General features: G+C 75.1%; 18 protein-coding genes. 6 read left to right on the top strand and 12 right to left on the bottom strand.

The genetic code is table 11. The features are described 5' to 3' along the window. Positions 1–136 precede the first annotated feature (136 nt). A complete protein-coding gene (locus ACWIZO_RS12955) occupies positions 137–700 on the bottom strand; it encodes a YceI family protein (protein ID WP_448642834.1) in 564 nt (187 codons plus the stop codon). Positions 701–784: 84 nt separating this feature from the next. On the opposite strand from ACWIZO_RS12955, the gene ACWIZO_RS12950 reads away from it, so the two are divergent. After that, positions 785–1,285 (top strand): MarR family winged helix-turn-helix transcriptional regulator, encoded by a 501-nt coding sequence (locus ACWIZO_RS12950; RefSeq protein ID WP_448642833.1) that lies wholly within the window; start codon positions 785–787, stop codon positions 1,283–1,285. Positions 1,286–1,306: 21 nt separating this feature from the next. Here the strand turns inward: ACWIZO_RS12950 and ACWIZO_RS12945 are convergent, their stop codons facing one another. The 3 genes from ACWIZO_RS12945 to ACWIZO_RS12935 are packed head-to-tail and all read right to left on the bottom strand — an operon-like array spanning position 1,307 to position 4,409. Continuing rightward, positions 1,307–2,206, bottom strand: coding sequence for an enoyl-CoA hydratase-related protein (locus tag ACWIZO_RS12945; RefSeq protein WP_448642832.1), 900 nt, complete (start codon positions 2,204–2,206; stop codon positions 1,307–1,309). Continuing rightward, positions 2,203–3,195 carry an acyl-CoA dehydrogenase family protein gene (locus ACWIZO_RS12940; RefSeq protein ID WP_448642831.1) on the bottom strand — a complete coding sequence of 331 codons (993 nt, stop codon included), beginning with the start codon at positions 3,193–3,195 and terminating at the stop codon, positions 2,203–2,205. Before ACWIZO_RS12940 ends, ACWIZO_RS12945 begins: the two co-directional genes overlap by 4 nt. Continuing rightward, a complete protein-coding gene (locus tag ACWIZO_RS12935) occupies positions 3,192–4,409 on the bottom strand; it encodes an acyl-CoA dehydrogenase family protein (protein ID WP_448642830.1) in 1,218 nt (405 codons plus the stop codon). Before ACWIZO_RS12935 ends, ACWIZO_RS12940 begins: the two co-directional genes overlap by 4 nt. 107 nt (positions 4,410–4,516) lie before the next feature. Between ACWIZO_RS12935 and ACWIZO_RS12930 the strand changes: the two genes are divergently transcribed. Both ACWIZO_RS12930 and ACWIZO_RS12925 read left to right on the top strand, forming a co-directional pair. Next, the gene (locus ACWIZO_RS12930; protein ID WP_448642829.1) at positions 4,517–5,155 is read left to right on the top strand and encodes a TetR/AcrR family transcriptional regulator; all 639 of its coding nucleotides are present in this window, start codon (positions 4,517–4,519) and stop codon (positions 5,153–5,155) included. Between the two features lie 85 nt (positions 5,156–5,240). Beyond that, positions 5,241–6,812 carry a long-chain-fatty-acid--CoA ligase gene (locus ACWIZO_RS12925; protein WP_448642828.1) on the top strand — a complete coding sequence of 524 codons (1,572 nt, stop codon included), beginning with the start codon at positions 5,241–5,243 and terminating at the stop codon, positions 6,810–6,812. Between the two features lie 64 nt (positions 6,813–6,876). Here the strand turns inward: ACWIZO_RS12925 and ACWIZO_RS12920 are convergent, their stop codons facing one another. The 4 genes from ACWIZO_RS12920 to ACWIZO_RS12905 all read right to left on the bottom strand — a co-directional run bounded on the left by ACWIZO_RS12920 (position 6,877) and on the right by ACWIZO_RS12905 (position 10,836). After that, positions 6,877–7,590, bottom strand: coding sequence for a DsbA family oxidoreductase (locus ACWIZO_RS12920; RefSeq protein WP_448642827.1), 714 nt, complete (start codon positions 7,588–7,590; stop codon positions 6,877–6,879). Between the two features lie 106 nt (positions 7,591–7,696). After that, positions 7,697–8,836, bottom strand: coding sequence for a glycerophosphodiester phosphodiesterase (locus ACWIZO_RS12915; protein ID WP_448642826.1), 1,140 nt, complete (start codon positions 8,834–8,836; stop codon positions 7,697–7,699). 159 nt (positions 8,837–8,995) lie between these two features. Continuing rightward, complete coding sequence (locus ACWIZO_RS12910) at positions 8,996–9,655, bottom strand: response regulator (protein ID WP_448642825.1); 660 nt, start codon at positions 9,653–9,655, stop codon at positions 8,996–8,998. Further along, positions 9,652–10,836: a sensor histidine kinase gene (locus ACWIZO_RS12905; RefSeq protein WP_448642824.1), complete on the bottom strand. Its 1,185-nt coding sequence runs from the start codon at positions 10,834–10,836 to the stop codon at positions 9,652–9,654. The genes ACWIZO_RS12910 and ACWIZO_RS12905 overlap by 4 nt, the downstream gene beginning before the upstream one ends. Positions 10,837–11,019: 183 nt before the next feature. Between ACWIZO_RS12905 and ACWIZO_RS12900 the strand changes: the two genes are divergently transcribed. The 3 genes from ACWIZO_RS12900 (at position 11,020) to ACWIZO_RS12890 (ending at position 14,729) form a co-directional block, all read left to right on the top strand. Next, on the top strand, positions 11,020–11,664 hold the full coding sequence (locus ACWIZO_RS12900) for a hypothetical protein (RefSeq protein ID WP_448642823.1): 645 nt from the start codon (positions 11,020–11,022) through the stop codon (positions 11,662–11,664). 188 nt (positions 11,665–11,852) lie between these two features. Continuing rightward, positions 11,853–13,607 carry a class I adenylate-forming enzyme family protein gene (locus ACWIZO_RS12895; protein WP_448642822.1) on the top strand — a complete coding sequence of 585 codons (1,755 nt, stop codon included), beginning with the start codon at positions 11,853–11,855 and terminating at the stop codon, positions 13,605–13,607. 69 nt (positions 13,608–13,676) lie between these two features. Continuing rightward, entirely contained in the window at positions 13,677–14,729 is a 1,053-nt protein-coding gene (locus ACWIZO_RS12890) for a potassium channel family protein (RefSeq protein ID WP_448642950.1), read from the top strand. Between the two features lie 12 nt (positions 14,730–14,741). Here ACWIZO_RS12890 and ACWIZO_RS12885 read toward each other — a convergent pair whose 3' ends face one another. From ACWIZO_RS12885 to ACWIZO_RS12870, 4 genes are all read right to left on the bottom strand, one after another. Next, positions 14,742–14,924: a hypothetical protein gene (locus ACWIZO_RS12885; RefSeq protein ID WP_448642821.1), complete on the bottom strand. Its 183-nt coding sequence runs from the start codon at positions 14,922–14,924 to the stop codon at positions 14,742–14,744. A gap of 158 nt (positions 14,925–15,082) precedes the next feature. Beyond that, a complete protein-coding gene (locus tag ACWIZO_RS12880; RefSeq protein ID WP_448642820.1) occupies positions 15,083–15,319 on the bottom strand; it encodes a hypothetical protein in 237 nt (78 codons plus the stop codon). Positions 15,320–15,341: 22 nt separating this feature from the next. Then, complete coding sequence (locus ACWIZO_RS12875; protein WP_448642819.1) at positions 15,342–16,199, bottom strand: NAD(P)H-binding protein; 858 nt, start codon at positions 16,197–16,199, stop codon at positions 15,342–15,344. Between the two features lie 126 nt (positions 16,200–16,325). After that, the gene (locus ACWIZO_RS12870) at positions 16,326–17,393 is read right to left on the bottom strand and encodes an alpha/beta fold hydrolase (RefSeq protein ID WP_448642818.1); all 1,068 of its coding nucleotides are present in this window, start codon (positions 17,391–17,393) and stop codon (positions 16,326–16,328) included. Positions 17,394–17,528 lie beyond the last annotated feature (135 nt).

Here is a 17,528-nt window from a genome sequence, read left to right as displayed (position 1 = left end):
ATCCTGGCGGCACGCCCCCGGACGCGACAGGGCCCCGGACGCTCTGCGCGTCCGGGGCCCGGTGACGTGCTGGAACGGCCGCCCTTCAGGGGCCCGCGCCGAGCGGAGCGAGGCGTGGGGGAAGGGTGGTCCTTCCTCAGGCGGTGCGGAGCACGGCCTCGATCTCGAGCTCGACGTCGATCTTGTCGCCGACGACCACGCCGCCGCCGTCCATCGGCATGTCGATGTCGACGCCGTAGGCCTTGCGGGAGATGGAGGTCTTGGCGCTGAAGCCGGCGCGGGTGCCGCCGTAGGCGTCCGGGCCGAAGCCGTTGAGCTCGAGGGCCAGGGTGACCGGCTTGGTGATGCCCTTGATGGTCAGGTCGCCCTCGACGGTCCAGTCGTCACCGTCGGCCACGACGCCGGTGGAGCGGAAGGTCATCACGGTGTGGTTGCCGACGTCGAAGAAGTCCGCCGAGCGGATGTGCGCGTCGCGCTGCTCCTGGCGGGTGTCGATCGAGTCCATGTCGATGGTCGCGGTGACCGAGGACTGCGCCGGGTCCGCGGCGGTGACGATCTCGCCGGAGAAGCGCGTGAAGTAGCCGCGGACCTTGCTGACCATCATGTGCCGGACGGAGAAGCCGACGGTCGAGTGGGCGGCGTCGATGTCCCAGGTGCCGGCGAGGTAGCCGGGGATCCGGACGGCGGTGGTGCTGGTCATGGGGACTCCAGGTGATTGAGCGTTTTACCTTCTACCTGCACAGCGTAGTTGAGTGCTCATCTATTCCGCTAGTACCCTGGGGACATGACGACGGAGGTGTCGCCCGCCGGCGGCGCGGGACTGCCCGCCGGCGGGACACGCTGGCTCGACGCCGAGGAGCAGCGGGCCTGGCGGGCCTGGCTCTACAGCACCCAGCTGCTGCACGACCGGCTCGACCGCGAGCTCACCCGGGCGACCGGCATCCCGCACGCCTACTACGAGATCCTCGTCCAGCTGTCGGAGACGCCGGGCCGGCAGATGCGGATGAGCGAGCTCGCCGACCGCTGCCTGTCCTCCCGCAGCCGGCTCTCCCACGCCGTCTCACGGCTGGAGGAGCGCGGCTGGGTGCGCCGGCAGGAGTGCGCCGAGGACGGCCGCGGCCTGCTCGCCGTCCTCACCGACGACGGGTTCGCCGCGCTGGAGGCCGCCGCGCCGGTGCACGTCGAGGGCGTGCGCACCCACCTGTTCGACCAGCTCTCCCCCGAGCAGGTCGCCGCGGTGCGCGACATCGGCGAGACGCTGCTGCGCCACCTCGACCCGGACTGAGCCCGGCCCCGTCCCTCACTGTCAGCCGAGGACGGCGTCCTCCGGCGGTGCCGGCCAGCGCGGGACCCCGGCGACCTCGCCATGGCCGAGCGGGGCGGTGAACTCCGGCGCCCGCTTGTCGAGGAAGGCGGCCACGCCCTCGGCGACGTCGGGCCCGCCGTAGAGCTCGAGCAGCGCCCGCGTCTCCACCCGGTGGGCGTCCCACGGCGAGGCCGCGCCGAGCATCGACCACAGCATCTGCCGGGCGGCGGCGACGGCGACCCCGGAGGTGTTGTCGGCGATCTCGCGGGCCAGCGCGTACGCGGTGGGCAGCAGTTCGGCGTCGGGCACCACCCGCGACACCAGCCGCCCGCGCAGCGCCTCGGCGGCGTCGAACACCCGCCCGGTGGCCACCCACTCCATCGCCTGGCTGATGCCGACCACCCGCGGCAGGAACCACGAGGACGCGGCCTCCGGCACGATGCCGCGGCGGGTGAAGACGAACCCGAACCGGGCCGACTCCGCGGCGATCCGCACGTCCATCGGCAGGGTCATCGTGGCGCCGATGCCGACCGCCGGGCCGTTGACCGCGGCGATCACCGGCTTGCGCAGTGCGGCGAAGGGCAGTGCGGCGACGCCGCCCCAGTCCCGCGGGAGGCCGTCGATGCTGCCCCGGCCGGGGCCCCCGCCGTCGGTGGGGACCGGCCGCGCGCGGTCGGCGAAGGAGCCGGACCCCGAGCTCAGGTCGGCGCCGGCGCAGAACGCCCGCCCGGCCCCGGTGACGACGACGACCCGTACCGCGTCGTCGGCGTCGGCGGCCGCCGCGGCCTGCGCGAGCTCGGCGGCCATCCCGGGGGTGAAGGCGTTCAGCTTCCCCGGCCGGTGCAGGGTGAGGGTGGCGACGCCGTCGGCGACCTCGTACCGCAGCTGCTCGGGGGTCATCCCAGGGCGCCGGCGACGGCGAGCCGGGCGACGGCGTCGAGGTGCTCGGCGGCGTCCCCGAGCAGCAGCCGGTCGACCTTGGCGCGGCGCCAGTACAGGTGGGCGTCGTGCTCCCAGGTGAAGCCGATCCCGCCGTGCACCTGCACCACCGTCTCGGCGGCCCGCTCGAACACCTCCGCGGCGTAGGCCTTCGCGGCGGAGGCGGCCAGTGGCAGCTCCGCGGGTGCCGAGTCGGCCGCCCAGGCCGCCCACCACACCAGCGAGCGCAGCTGGTCCACGCCCACCCAGGCGTCGACGAGCATGTGCTTCACCGCCTGGTAGGAGCCGATGACCCGGCCGAACGCCTCGCGCTGCCGGGCGTAGTCGACGCCCATGAGCACCGCCCGGTCGGCCGCCCCGAGGTCCTCGGCGGCCATGACCACCGCGCCCACCGCGCGGGCGCGGGCCCACAGCTCGGCGGCGTCCTCGACCAGCACCCGCCGGGAGGTCAGCCGCACCGAGGCCAGGCCGCGGGTGGCGTCCAGCGGCCGGCCGCGCACCACCTCGCCCTCGCCGACGACGAGCGCGCCGTCGTCGAGGCCGAGGAACAGCGTGGCGTCGGCGGCGTCGACCGACGGCGCCGAGCCGGTGACCGGCCCGTCGAGCACGGCGATCGCGGCCGAGCCGTCGGCGAGCTGCGCGGCGAGGTCGGGTGCGCCCTCCAGCAGCACCGCCGCCCGGGCCGCGGTCACCAGGGACGGCCCGGCCAGCACCGCGCCGCCCTGCTCGGCGACCACGGCGAGGTCGAGCACGCTGCCGCCCGCTCCGCCGGCCGACTCGGGCACGGTGATGCCGAGGAAGCCGATGTCGGCCAGCGCCTTGCGGCCGGGCGCGGGCGCACCGTCGCCCTCGAGCGCCGCGCGGGCCGCGGACAGCGACACCGAGCCGGTGTAGAACGCGCGCGCGCCGGCGGCGGCGTCGCGCTGGTCGTCGGAGAGGTCGAAGTTCACCTGCGTCCTCCCGAGAACGGAGCGGTCTTGTCGGTGCGCGGCTCGGAGGGGAGGCCCAGCACCCGCTCGCCGAGGATGTTGCGCAGCACCTGGTCGGTGCCGCCGGCGATGGCGATGCCGGGCACGTAGGCCGCCGCCTTCTGCCAGGTCTCGTCGCCGTCGGCGGTGGCCGCGTGGACCGCGTCGTCCCCGAGCAGCCGGACGCCGGCGTCGGAGACCAGCCGGGCCGCGGCGGTGCCGCCGAGCTTGCCGGCGCTGGCCTCCGGCCCGGGCACGCCGCCCTGCGACAGCGTGGTGAACCGGCGGTAGCCGGTGTAGCGGGTGGCGAGCGAGGCCACCAGCGCGCGACCCACCGCCTGCCGGGCCAGCACCTGGCGCTCGGGGTCGAGGGCGGGCAGCCGGTCGCGGGCGTGCGCGGCCAGCGCCTCCGCGGACTGGCCGATGTCGCTGCCGGCGCCGCCGATGGCCACCCGCTCGTTCATCAGCGTCGTCAGCGCCACCCGCCAGCCCTCGCCGGGCTCGCCGAGCCGCTCGGAGTCGGGGATGCGGACGTCGTCGAAGAACACCTCGTTGAACCCGGCGTCCCCGCTCATCTGGCGCAGCGGCCGCACGGTGACGCCGGGGGCGTGCATGTCGACGACGAACATCGTCAGCCCGGCGTGCTTGGGCCGCTCGGGGTCGGTGCGGGTGAGCAGGATGCCGTGGTCGGCGACGTGCGCGAGCGTCGTCCAGACCTTCTGGCCGTTGACCACCCAGTCCTCGCCGTCGCGGACGGCGGAGGTGCGCAGCGCCGCGAGGTCCGAGCCCGACGCCGGCTCGCTGAACAGCTGGCACCACACGTCGTCGGCGCGCAGCAGCCGGGCGAGGTAGCGGGAGCGCTGGTCGTCGCTGCCGTGCGCGATGACGGTGGGCCCGCACATGCCGATGCCGATGTGGTTGATCAGCGTGGGCACCCGGGCGCGGGAGAGCTCCTGGGCCACGATCGCCTGCTGCACCAACGTGCCGCCCTGCCCGCCGTACTCCCGGGGCCAGGTGACGCCGACCAGCCCGGCGTCGGCGAGCACCCGCTGGGTGGCGCGCAGCTCGGCCTCCCGCAGCCGCGCGTCGGCCGACTCGCCCGGCCGCACGTGCAGCAGCTCGGCGTCGTGCTCCTGCAGCACGGCGCGCACCTGCGCGCGGTAGGCGGCCTCGTCGGGGGTGTCGTCGAAGTCCACGGGCAGCACCTCTCGTCGTCGGCGGGACCGCCGCAGCGTGACAGCGGTCACCCCGAACGGTCAACGGTGACTGTTGGCGGACGCGTGTCACGCCTACCCTGCGCCGGGTGACCGCCCCCGTGCCCGGCGAGGGACCGCCGCCGACCCGTTCGGCGCGCTCGGCCGGCAGCCGGGCGCTGATCCTCGACGCCGCCGTCGCCTGCCTGGTCGAGGACGGCTACGCGGGCGCCTCCACCCTCGCCGTCCAGGCCCGGGCCGGGGTGTCGCGCGGCCGGCTGCTGCACCACTTCCCCTCGCGCGCCGAGCTGCTCGTGGCCGCCGCCGCCCACCTGTCGACGACGCTGCTGGCCGGGGTCGAGCGGCGCGCGGCGGCGCTGATGGCCGACCAGCCGCCCGGGCCCGAGCGGGTCGACCGCGCCATCGACCTGCTGTGGGCGACCTTCCACGAGCCACCCTTCTGGGCGGCGATGGAGCTGTGGACGGCGGCGCGCACCGACCCGGGGCTGCGCGCGGCGCTGCAGGTCGAGGAGCGCCGGCTGCGCGCGGCGATCCGCCGGGTGGCCGACGGGATCTGGGGCCCGGAGGTCGCCGCCGCGCCGCTGTACGCCGAGCTGTGCGAGCTGCTGTTCACCAGCATGCGCGGCGTGGCCTGCGTGTACGCCTTCGCCGACCGCCCGGCGGCCACCGACCCGCACCTGGCGCTGTGGAAGCGGCTCGCCGCCCGGATGCTCTTCCCCCCGGGCTGACCCCGCGTCCGGTCCGGTCAGGGTTGACCGCCGCTTCGGGCGCCCAGCAGCATGACGCGCGTCACACCCCGACCGAGGAGGACCCGTGAGCGCCCCGATCCCCACCCTGCAGGGCCGTGGCATGACGGCGGCCGACCAGCTCGCCCGCTGGGCCCGCCGGACCCCGGACGCCTGGGCGCTGCGCTTCGAGGGCGGCGGGCGCACCTACGCCGAGGTCGACGAGCGGGTCACCCGGCTGGCCCGCGTCCTGGCCGACCGCGGCGTCGGCACGGGCGACCGCGTGGCGGTGCTGGGCCTGAACTCGATGGAGGTGTGGGAGGCCCACCTGGCCGGCGTCCGGCTGGGCGCCGTCGTCGTCCCGGTGAACTTCCGGCTGGTCGCCGACGAGGTGGCCTACGTGCTCGCCGACTCCGGCGCCACCGCGCTCGTCGTCGACACCGGCCTGGCCGAGGTGGCCGCCAAGGCCCGCGAGCAGGCCCCGGGGCTGCAGACGGTGCTCACCATCGGCGGGGACCTCGAGGAGGCGATCGCCGCGGCGTCAGCCGAGCCGCTCGACGTCGAGGTCGACGAGAGCTCCCCCGCGTTCATCATGTACACCTCGGGCACGACCGGCCGCCCCAAGGGCGCCGTGCTCACCCACCACAACCTGCTCATGCACGTGTTCAGCCAGGTCACCCACCTCGGCTGGAACCCCGACGACCGGGTGGGTGTGCCGGGTGCGCCGCTGTTCCACATCGCCGGCCTGGCCGGCGGCCTGCCGCCGCTGCTGCTCGGCGGCACCCACGTGATCCTCCGGTCCGGCGGCTTCGACCCGGTGGCCACGCTCGACCTCATCGAGCGGGAGCGCGTGAGCAGCATCTTCCTGGTGCCGGCGATGTGGGCCGCGGTGGTCGCCGTGCCCGGGATCGCCGACCGCGACCTGTCCTCGCTGCGGCGGATCTCCTGGGGCGCGGCCCCGGCGTCGACGACGCTGCTGCGCACGATGATCGACACGTTCCCGCAGGCCGAGGTGGTCACCGCGTTCGGACAGACCGAGTGCAGCCCGGTGACCTGCTTCCTGCGCGGCGAGGACTCGGTGCGCAAGATCGGCTCGATCGGGACGCCGATGCTCAACGTCGAGGTCCGCGTGGTCGACGAGGCGATGGACGACGTCCCGCGGGGCGAGGTGGGCGAGATCGTCTACCGCAGCCCGATGGTGATGGAGGAGTACTGGAACAAGCCCGAGGCGACCGCGGAGGCCTTCGCCGGCGGCTGGTTCCACTCCGGCGACCTGGTGCGGCAGGACGAGGACGGCTACTACTACGTGGTCGACCGCAAGAAGGACATGATCATCACCGGCGGCGAGAACGTGTACTGCGCCGAGGTCGAGGACGTGCTGGCCGCCCACCCGAAGGTCGCCGAGGTCGCGCTGATCGGCGTCCCCGACGCGCGCTACGGGGAGGCGCCGCTGGCCGTCGTCGCCCCGCGGGACCCGGCCGACCCCCCGACGCCGGAGGAGCTCACCGCGTGGTGCCGCGAGCGGCTGGCCCGCTACAAGAACCCGCGGGAGTACTCGATCGTCGGCGCACTGCCGCGCAACCCCAGCGGGAAGGTGCTCAAGACCCGGCTGCGCGAGGAGCACTCGGCCGGCTCCCTGGTCGCCGAACCGGTGGTGTGACCCCGGCCTCCCTGCAGGGGCCCGCCGCGGGCCTGCGAGGGGCGGGGGGCAGGGAGGTCCTTTCTCAGACGGTGCAGCCGTCGGGGCCGCAGACCTCGCCGCCGCTGATCACCGGGATGAGCGGGGTGCGCTCGGCCCACGCCCGCTCGAGCACCTGCAGCAGGTCGTCGGCCGGCTGCGCGCCGTTGACGCCGTACTTCCGGTCGACGACGAAGAACGGGACGCCGCTGATGCCCAGCGCCTGCGCCTCGGCCTCGTCGGCCCGGACCGCGCCCGCGTAGCGCTGCTCCTCCAGCGCCGCGCGCACCTCGTCGGCGTACAGCCCCGCCTCGGCGGCGAGCCGGACGAGCGTCTCGCGGTCGCCGACCGCCTCGCCCTGGCTGAAGTACGCGGTCAGCAGCCGCTCCTTGACGGCGTCCTGCACCCCGCGCTCGGCGGCCAGGTGGATCACCTGGTGGGCGTCGAAGGTGTTGGCGCGCACCGCGCGGTCGAACCGGAAGTCCAGGCCCTCGGCGGCGGCCTGCTGGGTCATGTGGTCGGTCATCTGCTGCGCGCTCGGGACCGAGGTGCCGTACTTGCGGGCCAGCCGCTCGGCGTACTCGGTGGACGACACCGCCTCGCCGGCGGGGGCCGAGGGCGCACCCGGGTCGAGCTCGAACGCCTTCCACTCCACCTCGACGGCGTCGCGGTGCGGAAAGCGGGCCAGGGCGGCCTCGAAGCGGCGCTTGCCGATGTGGCACCAGGGACAGACGACGTCGGACCAGATCTCCACCTTCACGTGCGACGACAACGCCGCGGTGGCCGCCCGCTCTTCCCGACGACCACGGCGCCGCGACCACGTCCGGGGCCGGATCGGTGGTCGCGGCGCCGCGATCGCCAGGGGCTCAGGCGGCCGCCTGCTCCTCGTCCAGGAACAGGTCACGCGAGACGACGCCGGTGTCGGGGTTGTCGGTGAAGAGCCCGTCGATGCCGGTCTCCCAGAAGATCAGCTGCTCGTCGATGGCCCGGCCGTAGTCGTCGGGCGCCGCGCCCTCCTGCAGCTCCGTGGGCAGGAAGGTGTTCTCGTTGCGGAACGTGTAGGGGTGCACGAGCAGGTCCGCGGCGTGCGCGTCGGCCACGAAGGACGTCGGCTCCCCGAGGGTGCCGTCGGCCTCGCGCGGGATGATCTGCGCCTTCTCCGGACCCACCCCGTCGGCGTACTCCCCGACGCCGGCCAGCCCCGCGGCGGTGGACAGGTCGGCGTAGGTCCGCGGGTCACCGGCGGCCACCAGGTCGGCGGGCGCACCGGTCGCCGAGAGCAGCTGGACGAGTGGCACGTCGACCACCTGGTCGAGCTCGCGCAGGTTCGTCGTCTCGAACGACTGGATGAACACCGGCGAGCGACGGTGGTCGAGCCCCGCCTCGTCGAGCGCGGCCAGCAGCGGCTCCTCCAGCGACAGCCCGATGCCGTCGAAGTACGTCGGGTGCTTGGTCTCGACGTAGACGCCGATCTCGCGGCCCAGCTCGCGGCTGAGCTCCGCGCGCAGCTCGAGCACCTCGTCGAGCGTCGGCACCTGGTAGAGCCCGTCGTAGAGCGTGTTCTCCCCGCGGATGTCGGGCAGCCGCTCCACCGCCCGCAGCGTCCGCAGCTCGGCGAGGGTGAAGTCCTCGGTGAACCAGCCGGTCAGCTCGACGCCGTCGATCGTCTTCGTCGTGCGCCGGCCGGCGAACTCGGGGTGCTCGGCGACGTCGGTCGTCCCGGAGATCTCGTTCTCGTGGCGGGTGACCAGCACGCCGTCGGAGGTGCTCACCACGTCGGGCTCGATGTAGTCCGCGCCCATCCGGGCGGCCAGCTCGTAGGAGGCCAGCGTGTGCTCGGGCCGGTACCCCGATGCGCCCCGGTGGCCGATGACCAGCAGCTCGCCGGCGCCGGTCTCGTCGTCCACCTCCGGCGGTGGGGCGGCCGTGGCCGGCCCGGTCAGGAACAGCGGGACGGCGAGGACCGCGGCGCTCAGCACGACGGTCCGGCGGTGGGCACGTGGCATGGGTGCACTCCCCCGGGCTCGGACGGCGACCGTCGCCGCCGGCCTGGCGACCATCCCAGCCCGGCGGCGCGGACGCGAGCGGGAGCGTCGCGCGCACCGCAGGTGGAGCCGGCCCGGACCGGGCCCCACCTCACGGGGATCACGCCCGTGGCACTCGGCTCACCTGTCGCCGGGGCGGACCAGGCCGGACTCGTAGGCGGCGACCACCGCCTGGACGCGGTCCCGGACGCCGAGCTTGGCCAGCACGCGGGCGACGTGGGTCTTGACCGTGCCCTCCCCCAGCACGAGCCGCCCGGCGATCTCGGCGTTGGACAGGCCGCGGGCGATCAGCCGGAGCACCTCCGCCTCCCGAGGGGTGAGCTGCTCCACCCCCGGCAGCGGCGCCGGCGCTGCGCGCGTCAGCAGGTCGTCGAGCAGCCGCCGCACCAGCTCCGGTGCCAGCAGGGCGTCGCCACCGACCGCCGTCCGGACCGCGGCGACCAACTGCTCGCGGGGCATCGACTTGAGCAGGAAGCCGCGGGCTCCGGCACGCAGTGCCTCGACCAGGAGCTCGTCGGCGTCGAACGTGGTGAGCATGACGACGCCGGTCGGCACCTCGGGGTCGGCCGCGATGCGCCGAGCGGCGGTGATGCCGTCGACGCGCGGCATCCGGACGTCGACGAGCGCGATGTCGGGACGCAGCTGCCGGCACAGCGCGACGGCCTCCCCGCCGTCGGAGGCCTCGGCCACCACCTCGAGATCCGGCTCCGCCTCCAGGATCATCCGCAGGCCGGCGCGCACCAGCGCCTCGTCGTCGGCGATCACGACCCGCACGCTCATGCCGCGGCCGGCACCCCGACGGCCAGCGGCAGGACCGCCCGCACCTGCCAGCCCGGCTCGTCGGTGCGCGGCCCCGCGACGGCCTGACCGTCGAAGAGGGCGACCCGCTCCCGGATGCCGGCCAGCCCGAAGCCGGGCACGCCCACCGCTCCCGGTCGCGTCCCGCCGTCGTCGACGACCTCGACCGCCAGTGCGCTGCCCGTGGTCGTCAGCCGCACCTGCACGCAGGCGCCGGGGGCGTGCTTCAGCACGTTCGTGAGGGCCTCCTGCACCACCCGGAAGGCGGTCGCGCCGACGGCCGCCGGCACGAGGTGGTCACCGCCCTCGCGGACCAGGGTCGCCGCCAGGCCCGCGGCGACCGCGCCGTCGACGAGCCGGTCGACGTCGGCCAGCCCACCGGCCTGCCGGTCGTCCGGGTCCTCGCCCGCCCGGAGGACCCGCAGCAGCCGGTGCAGGTCGGCCAGCGCGGTCCGCCCGGCGGTGAGGACGACGTCCAGTGCCTGCGCGGTTGCCGGTTCCCGTCCCGCGAGGCCGGCCTGCGCGGCGTCGGCGTGCAGCAGCATGAGCGTGACGCCGTGCCCGACGACGTCGTGCATCTCCCGGGCGATGCGCCGGCGCTCGGCGGCGACGGCGTCAGCGCGCCGGCGTCCCTCGTCCCGGGCCCGCTCACGGGCGGCCAGCGCCTCGCGCTCGGCCTGCACCGCGCGGTCGAGCCGTTCGCGGGCCAGCCGGGCGAAGAACCACACCAGAGCCGGCACCGCGATGTTGACCACCTCGTCGCCGAGGGTGACCTCGTCGGCCACGAACGGGTAGACCTCCACCGCGGCGAGCACCGCAGCCAGGCCGAGGAGCGCGTCCCGGCGGCGGTCGGTGTACTGCGCCACCGACCAGGTGAGCACCAGCGTCGCGACGTACCCCGCGGCGGCGGGCGCCGCACCCAGCAGGGTCTGCCCGGCCAGCCCGGCCGCCAGGGTGGCCGCGGCGGCCAGAGGGCGGGTGCGGCGGGCTGCCACGCTCGCCGTCATCACGAGGAACGCCGCGTGCTGCAGGAGCCGCGGCCCCACCACTTCGTGGGCCTGCACGAGCAGCTCCACCTGGCCGACGACGCTCAGGACGAGCGCCAGCAGGCCGTCGCGCACCACCAGCGGCAGCGCGTGCCACCGCGTCCTGACGCCGGGCATGGCGGGAGCGTAGGACCGCGGAGGGCCGCGCGGACCTGCCCGTGGGCGGATCCCGCCTCTGCCCTCCGGCAGAGGCGCGGACGGGAGACCTCCCCGCTGGATCCCCCGGCCGGCGGACGCACCCGCCGGCGCCCACCACCAGCGTGGACGGCACCCGATGGACCCATCCGACGAGGAGCCACCATGACGACGTCGACGCCGTTCGCCACCCCGCGCACCCGGCCGCGCGGGTCCGGACCACTCGTCCCCGCGCTCGCGGGGGCCGGAGCACTCGCCGCTGCCGTCGCGGCGGCGACCAGCTACGCGGACCCGCTGCGCGGCGCGGCGACGCCGGCGGCGGCAGCAGCAGTGCTGGCCGAGGTCCCCGTGGCGCGGACCGCGCTCCTCCTCGCGGTGTACGCCCTCCTCGCCCTGGTCATCGTCGGCCGCCTGGCAGCGCGCCTGGGCAGGGACACCGACGGTGCGGCCGTCCGGTTGCTGCCGGTCCTCGGCGGCTCGCACCTGCTGCTGCTGGCGGCGGCCTTCACGGCTCCCGCCGCGGCCGTGGGCGTCGGCACGGGCGTGTTCACCACCGGGGTCACGGCGACGGCCGTGGAGACCGCGCTGCTGCTGGTGAACGTCGTCTTCCCGCTCGCCTCCTGGACGGGCGCGGCCCTCACCGGCGCCACGGCGCTCGCGGCCTGGTCGACCGGGGCCTCGCGGATCCTCGCCGTCGTCAGCGCGGCGTTCTGCGTCGGCCTCGCGTCACCACCGGTGAGCTGGATCGTCACGTACCTGCTGCCGCTGTGGTTCGCCGGGGTCGGCTTCTGGCTCTGGCGCCGCGACTGACCCGGTACCGGGGTGGGTCCGTGCGCGTCGTGCGCGCGGACCCACCCCCGTGTCAGCCCTGCCGGACCGCGCGCCCACACCGAGCGCCTGCGCGTCGTCGCCGCCCCTCCGGTTCCGGATCGGGACCTCGACAACGGGTTGTGAGCTGAGCCACGCTGTCCGGGACCGTTCCGGACGGAAGGACCCGCATGACCGCCGTACGACCCGCACCCACCCCCACGGAGGGCCCGGCCGCCGCCAGCTGGCCGCCCGGGCTGCCGCGCTCGCTGGAGTACCCCCTGGTCCCGGTGGGGTCGATCCTGCGCGCGGCGGTGCGCCGCTGGGGGACGCGGACGGCGTTCGTCGACCACGACGTCGAGCTGACCTTCACCGAGCTCGGGCAGTGCGCGGCCGCCGTCGCCAACTGGCTGGCCGACCACGGCGTCGGCCGCGGCGACGTCGTCGCGGTGCACATCCCCAACTGCCGCCAGTACCCGGCGGTCTACTACGGCGTGGTGATGGCCGGCGCCGTCTTCTCCCCCACCAACCCGCTGCTGCCCGCGGCCGACCTCGCCGCCCAGCTCACCGACGCCGGCGCGACGGTGCTCGTCACCTGGGACCAGGTCCTGCCGCTCGTCCGCCCCGCGCTGGCGGCCAGCCCGGTGCGGACCGTCGTCGTCACCGGCGAGGCGCACACCCTGGACTTCGCGTCCCGGCTCGAGCGCCTGGAGAGCAGCGACGTCGACCTCGCCGACCTGCTCGCCGCCGACCCGACCGACCGGCACCTCGACGCCGGGATCGACCCGGTCGCCGACCTCGCGCACCTGGCCTACACCGGCGGCACCACCGGGGTGAGCAAGGGCGTGGAGCTGCCGCACCGCACCGTCGTCACCAACGTGCTGCAGTCGGCGTGCTGGACGTCGGGCTCGCTGCCCGAGCTCGACGAGGCCGGCGACGTCACCGTACGCCAGGTGCTCGACGAGGACGAGTACCCCGTCCGCCTGGGCCAGGGCAGGCTGATCAACCTGACGCCGTGGTTCCACGCCATGGGCGCGATCGGCTACCTCAACGGCATGGTCATGGGCGGCACGACGACGGTCGTCCACATGCGCTTCGACCCGGTGGAGTACGTGGAGGACGCCGTCCGTCACCGGGTGACCTCGATCGGCGGCGCGCCGCCGGTGTTCGTGGCCCTGCTGCAGGTGCCCGGCATCGAGGACGCCGACCTCTCCTCCGTGCGCGGGGTGTCCAGCGGCGCCGCGCCCCTGCCGGTGCCGTTGATCGAGCGGCTGCAGGCGCTGCTGCCCGGCGCGGTCATCGGCGAGGGCTACGGGCTCACCGAGGTCACCATGCAGGCCACCGGCAACCCCTCGTTCCGCTCGGACACCCGCAAGGCCGGGACGGTGGGCGTGCCGGTGTTCGACACCGAGATCAGCATCCGCCCGCTCGGCGGCGGCGACCCGCTGCCGGTGGGCGAGCGCGGCGAGGTGTGCATCCGCGGGCCCCAGGTCATGCGCGGCTACGCGCACCGGCCCGAGGCGACGGCGGAGAGCATCGACGCCGACGGCTGGTTCCACACCGGCGACGTCGGCATCCTCGACGAGGACGGCTACCTGGCGATCGTCGACCGCACCAAGGACATGCTGCTCTACAAGGGCTACAACGTGTTCCCGCGCGAGCTCGAGGAGGTCCTCTTCGGCGTGCCCGGCGTGGCCGGCGCGGCGGTCGTCGGCCGGCCCGACGAGAGTGCCGGGGAGCTGCCGGTGGCCTACGTCGTCCGCCGGGCCGACGACGCCGGGGCGGCGCTGACCGCCGAGTCGGTCATGGCCGCGGTGAACGACCGGGTGACGCACTACAAGCGGCTGCGCGACGTCGTCTTCATCGACGCCATCCCGGTGTCGGCGGCGGGCAAGGTGCTCAAGCGGGAGCTGGCCGCCCGCGAGCGGGCGGCCGCCGGCGCCTGACCCGAACGGGGGCGGTGGGTGCCGGCCTGCCGGTGTCCACCGCCTCCGATCGCTAGGGTCCGCGTCGTGATGGGCGGACACGGGGCGGAGGACCCGCACACCGGGGTGCAGATCGCTCACGTCGAGCAGTCGCCGGTGCGGCAGGTGTTGTGGCGGGTGGCCCTCGCGGCGTTCTTCCTGGCGCTGACGGTCTTCATCGTCTGGCTGGACCGCGACGCCTACCGCGACGGTGACGAGGTCGGCATCGACCTGCTCGACGCCTTCTACTACGCCACGGTCACCCTCTCGACCACCGGCTACGGCGACATCACGCCCCTCACCGAGGGCGCGCGGCTGGTGAACATCCTGTTCATCACGCCGCTGCGCGTCATGTTCCTGATCGTGCTCATCGGGACGACGCTCGAGGCGCTGACCGCGCGCTCGCGCGAGGAGTTCCGCATCCGACGCTGGAGGTCCCGCGTGCGCCAGCACGTCATCGTGTGCGGCTACGGCACTAAGGGGCGCAGCGCCGTCCGCTCGCTGCGGGCCACCGGCACCCCGCTGGAGAGCATCGTCATCGTCGACGCCGAACCCCGGGCCATCGAGGAGGCGAACTCCATCGGCCTGAACGGCATCGTCGGCGACGCCGGCCGCACCGACGTGCTGCGCCGGGCGCACGTGGAGCGGGCGCGGGCGGTGATCGTGGCGGCCAACCGCGACGACGCATCGGTGCTCATCACCCTCACCGTGCGCCAGCTCAACCCCACCGTGCCGATCACCACCAGCGTCCGCGAGGAGGAGAACGCGCAGCTGCTGCGTCAGTCGGGTGCCGACACGGTGATCACCACCTCGGCGACGTCGGGCCGGCTGCTGGGCCTGTCCACCGACAGCCCGCGGGTGGTGTCCGTCGTCGAGGACCTGCTCACCGGCGGGCAGGGGCTCGACCTCTCCCAGCGCGTGGTCACCTCCGGGGAGGTCGGGCTCGGTCCCCGCGACCTGCGCGACGTCGTCCTCTCGGTGACCCGCGGCGGGCGCACGCTGCGCTTCGACGACCCACTGATCGGCACGCTGCAGAGCGAGGACGTGCTCGTGGTGGTCCGCTCGCACGGCCCCGACGGCAGCTTCTCCCTCGCGCGCGCGTAGCCGCGCGACCGGTCAGACCAGCAGCTCCAGCTCCGCCAGGGCGTCGGCCAGCCGGCCGTCCTGGAGCACGAGGTCGACGGCGGTGGTGTGCCAGCCGGCCACCAGGAGCAGCGGCCAGGGCTGCTCGTCGTCGGCCGAGGCGGTCGCCGCGACCAGGCCGGCCTGCGCCACGGCGCGGCACGCGATGGGGTTCATGGGTCTCTCCTGTCGTCCGTGCACAGGGGATCGGCACGGACGGCGCGGACCTGGAGCGCTGCGCCGGACCTCACCCCTCGGGAGGAGGAGGCGCGGCGGCCGGGAGCTGATGCGCCCCCGCGCGGATCCACGGGGCGCGACCGCCCGGCGGCGAGCGGTCAGGCGGTGGTGGCCGGGACGCGGGCGACGTCGGTGAAGGCGCGGCGGCGGTACCAGGACAGCGGCCAGTCGCCCTCGTCGGCGGCGACGACGAGCCGGGTGACGCCCTCGGCCACGAGCAGCCGGCGGAGGGCCTCGAGCAGCGCGTTCCCGTTCCCGCGCCCGCGGGAGCCGGGGAAGACGTCGACCTCCTGCAACACCGCGACGTCGGCCGGGCTCAGCGCCGGCCGCGCCACGCCGGCGCCCGGGACCGGGTCGTCAGCCCCGTGCCGCCCGGACGGCCTCGACCAGCGGGGTCACCGGGCGGCCGAGCAGGGCGGCGAGGTCGGCGTCGCCGGTGTCGAGCTCGCCGCGGGCGATGGAGGTGTCGATGGCGGCGACGAACCCGGCGGTGCCGGCGTCGAGGCCGGCGTCCTGCAGGGCGGTGACGAGCTCCTCGGCCGGCAGGTCGCGGTAGCGGACGGTGGTGCCGGTGACCTCGCTGACGGCGGCGGCGAGGTCGGCGAGCGTGACCCCGGGGCCGCCGAGCTCGCGGACGACCGTGCCCTCGTCGTCGGCGAGGAGGGCGGCGGCGGCCGCGACGGCGTAGTCGGCGCGCGGCGCGGCCGACACCCGCCCCTCCCCCGCGGCGCCCAGCATCTCGCCGGTGGCCAGGTAGCTGTCGAGCTGGGACGTGTAGTTCTCGACGTACCAGCTGTTGCGCAGCACGGTTGCCGGGACTCCGGCTCCGCGCAGCACCTCCTCGGTGCCGCGGTGCTCCTCGGCCAGCGGGTTGGTCGAGGTGTCGGCGTGGGCGATGCTCGTGTAGACGATCCGCTGCACGCCGGCCGCGGCCGCCGCCTCGATCACCGCCCGGTGCTGGGCCACCCGCTGTCCGGGCTCGCTGCCGGAGACCAGCAGCAGCAGGTCGACGCCGGCCAGCGCCGGGGGCAGGGTCTCGGGACGGGAGTAGTCGCCCTCGCGGACCTGCACGCCGCGGGCGGCGAGACCGTCGGCGGCCTCCGGACGGCGGGCGACGGCGACGACGTCGCCCGCGGCGACCCCGCGGTCGAGCAGCTCCTCGACGGCGCGGCGGCCGAGGTGTCCGGTGGCGCCGGTGACGGCGTAGGTGGTCATGCGGGGGCTCCTCGGTCGGGCGGGCGCTGGCGCCGGGCACCAACCGGGACGCCCGTGGAGTCATTCCGGCGACGCCCGGACGGGTCGCGGGCAGGCGGCTCCCGGCGGGAGCCGCCTGCCCGCGGGTCAGACGCGGGCGTCGAGGAGCTCGCCGAGGTTGCGGTCGACCTCGGCCAGGTAGGTCTGCTCGAAGCCGAAGAGCCCCAAGTGGCCGGCGATGCTCGGCAGCACCCGCAGCTCGCTGCCCGGGACGAGCGCCTGCTCGGCCGCGCAGTCGCGGACGGGGAAGAACATGTCCTCGTCGATCGGCATGACGAAGGTCTTGGCGGTGATGCGGCCCAGCGCCGCGGCGAGGTCACCGCCGGTGTGCCGGGCGACGTCGCCACGCTGCCACTTCCAGCCCATGACCAGCAGCGCGTTGGGGTCCATGGCGCAGAACGTGGCCTGCACGAACCGCTCCTGGAACTCCTCGAACGTCGACCAGGTGACGTCGGGCAGCTCCACGCCGCGCCAGAACTCGGTCTTCCAGAACTCGGTCGACAGGCCCACGACCGCCCAGATGTCGGCGTGCCGGCGCAGCCCGTCGGCGACCTCGGTGTGCGACCGGTACTCACCGCCGTTCCACCCGGGGTCCGACGTGATCGCCTCCATGAGCGTGCGGGTGAAGAGGGAGTCGTGCGGGGTGTTCTGCGCGGTGCCGGCGATCGGGGCGGCGCGCAGCACCTGGTCGGGGTAGCGGACCGCCCACTCGTAGGTCTGCTGCGCTCCCATCGACCCGCCGACGACCAGCGCCCAGCGCTCGATGCCGAACAGCTCCGCGGCCAGCTGCTGCTGCGCGCGGACGTCGTCGCCGATGCGGACGTGCGGGAAGCGCGACATGCCGATCCCGTCATCGGTGTTGTGCGGCGAGGTCGACAGCCCGCTGCCGATCTGGTTGACCACGATGATGAACCAGCGCGTCGGGTCCAGCGCCCGGCCGGGGCCGATGTAGACCTGCTCCCAGGTGGCGTGCGTGCCGCTGAACCAGGTGGGGATGAGGACCGCGTTGTCCTTGGCCTCGTTCAGCTCGCCGTAGGTGGCGTAGGCCAGCCGCAGGTCCGGGATCCGCCCGCCCTCCTCGAGGTCGAACCCGCCCAGGGAGTGCAGCTGGTAGGCGCCCTGCACCTCGGGCGTGTAGAAGGCGTTCTCGATCACGGCGGCTCCCTCTCCTCGGGCGGGGTGACGACCGTCACTCTGACGGACCGGCATGCCTCCGGCCAGCTCAGCGTGACCTCCGGCAGGCGCCGCCGGACCAGCACCCCGACCGCCGGCCCCGCCGCTCGGGCCACG

Source organism: Geodermatophilus sp. URMC 63 (genome assembly GCF_053502565.1).
Note: the sequence above shows the minus strand (reverse complement) of the source record. Positions and strands in the feature narration are given on the sequence as shown.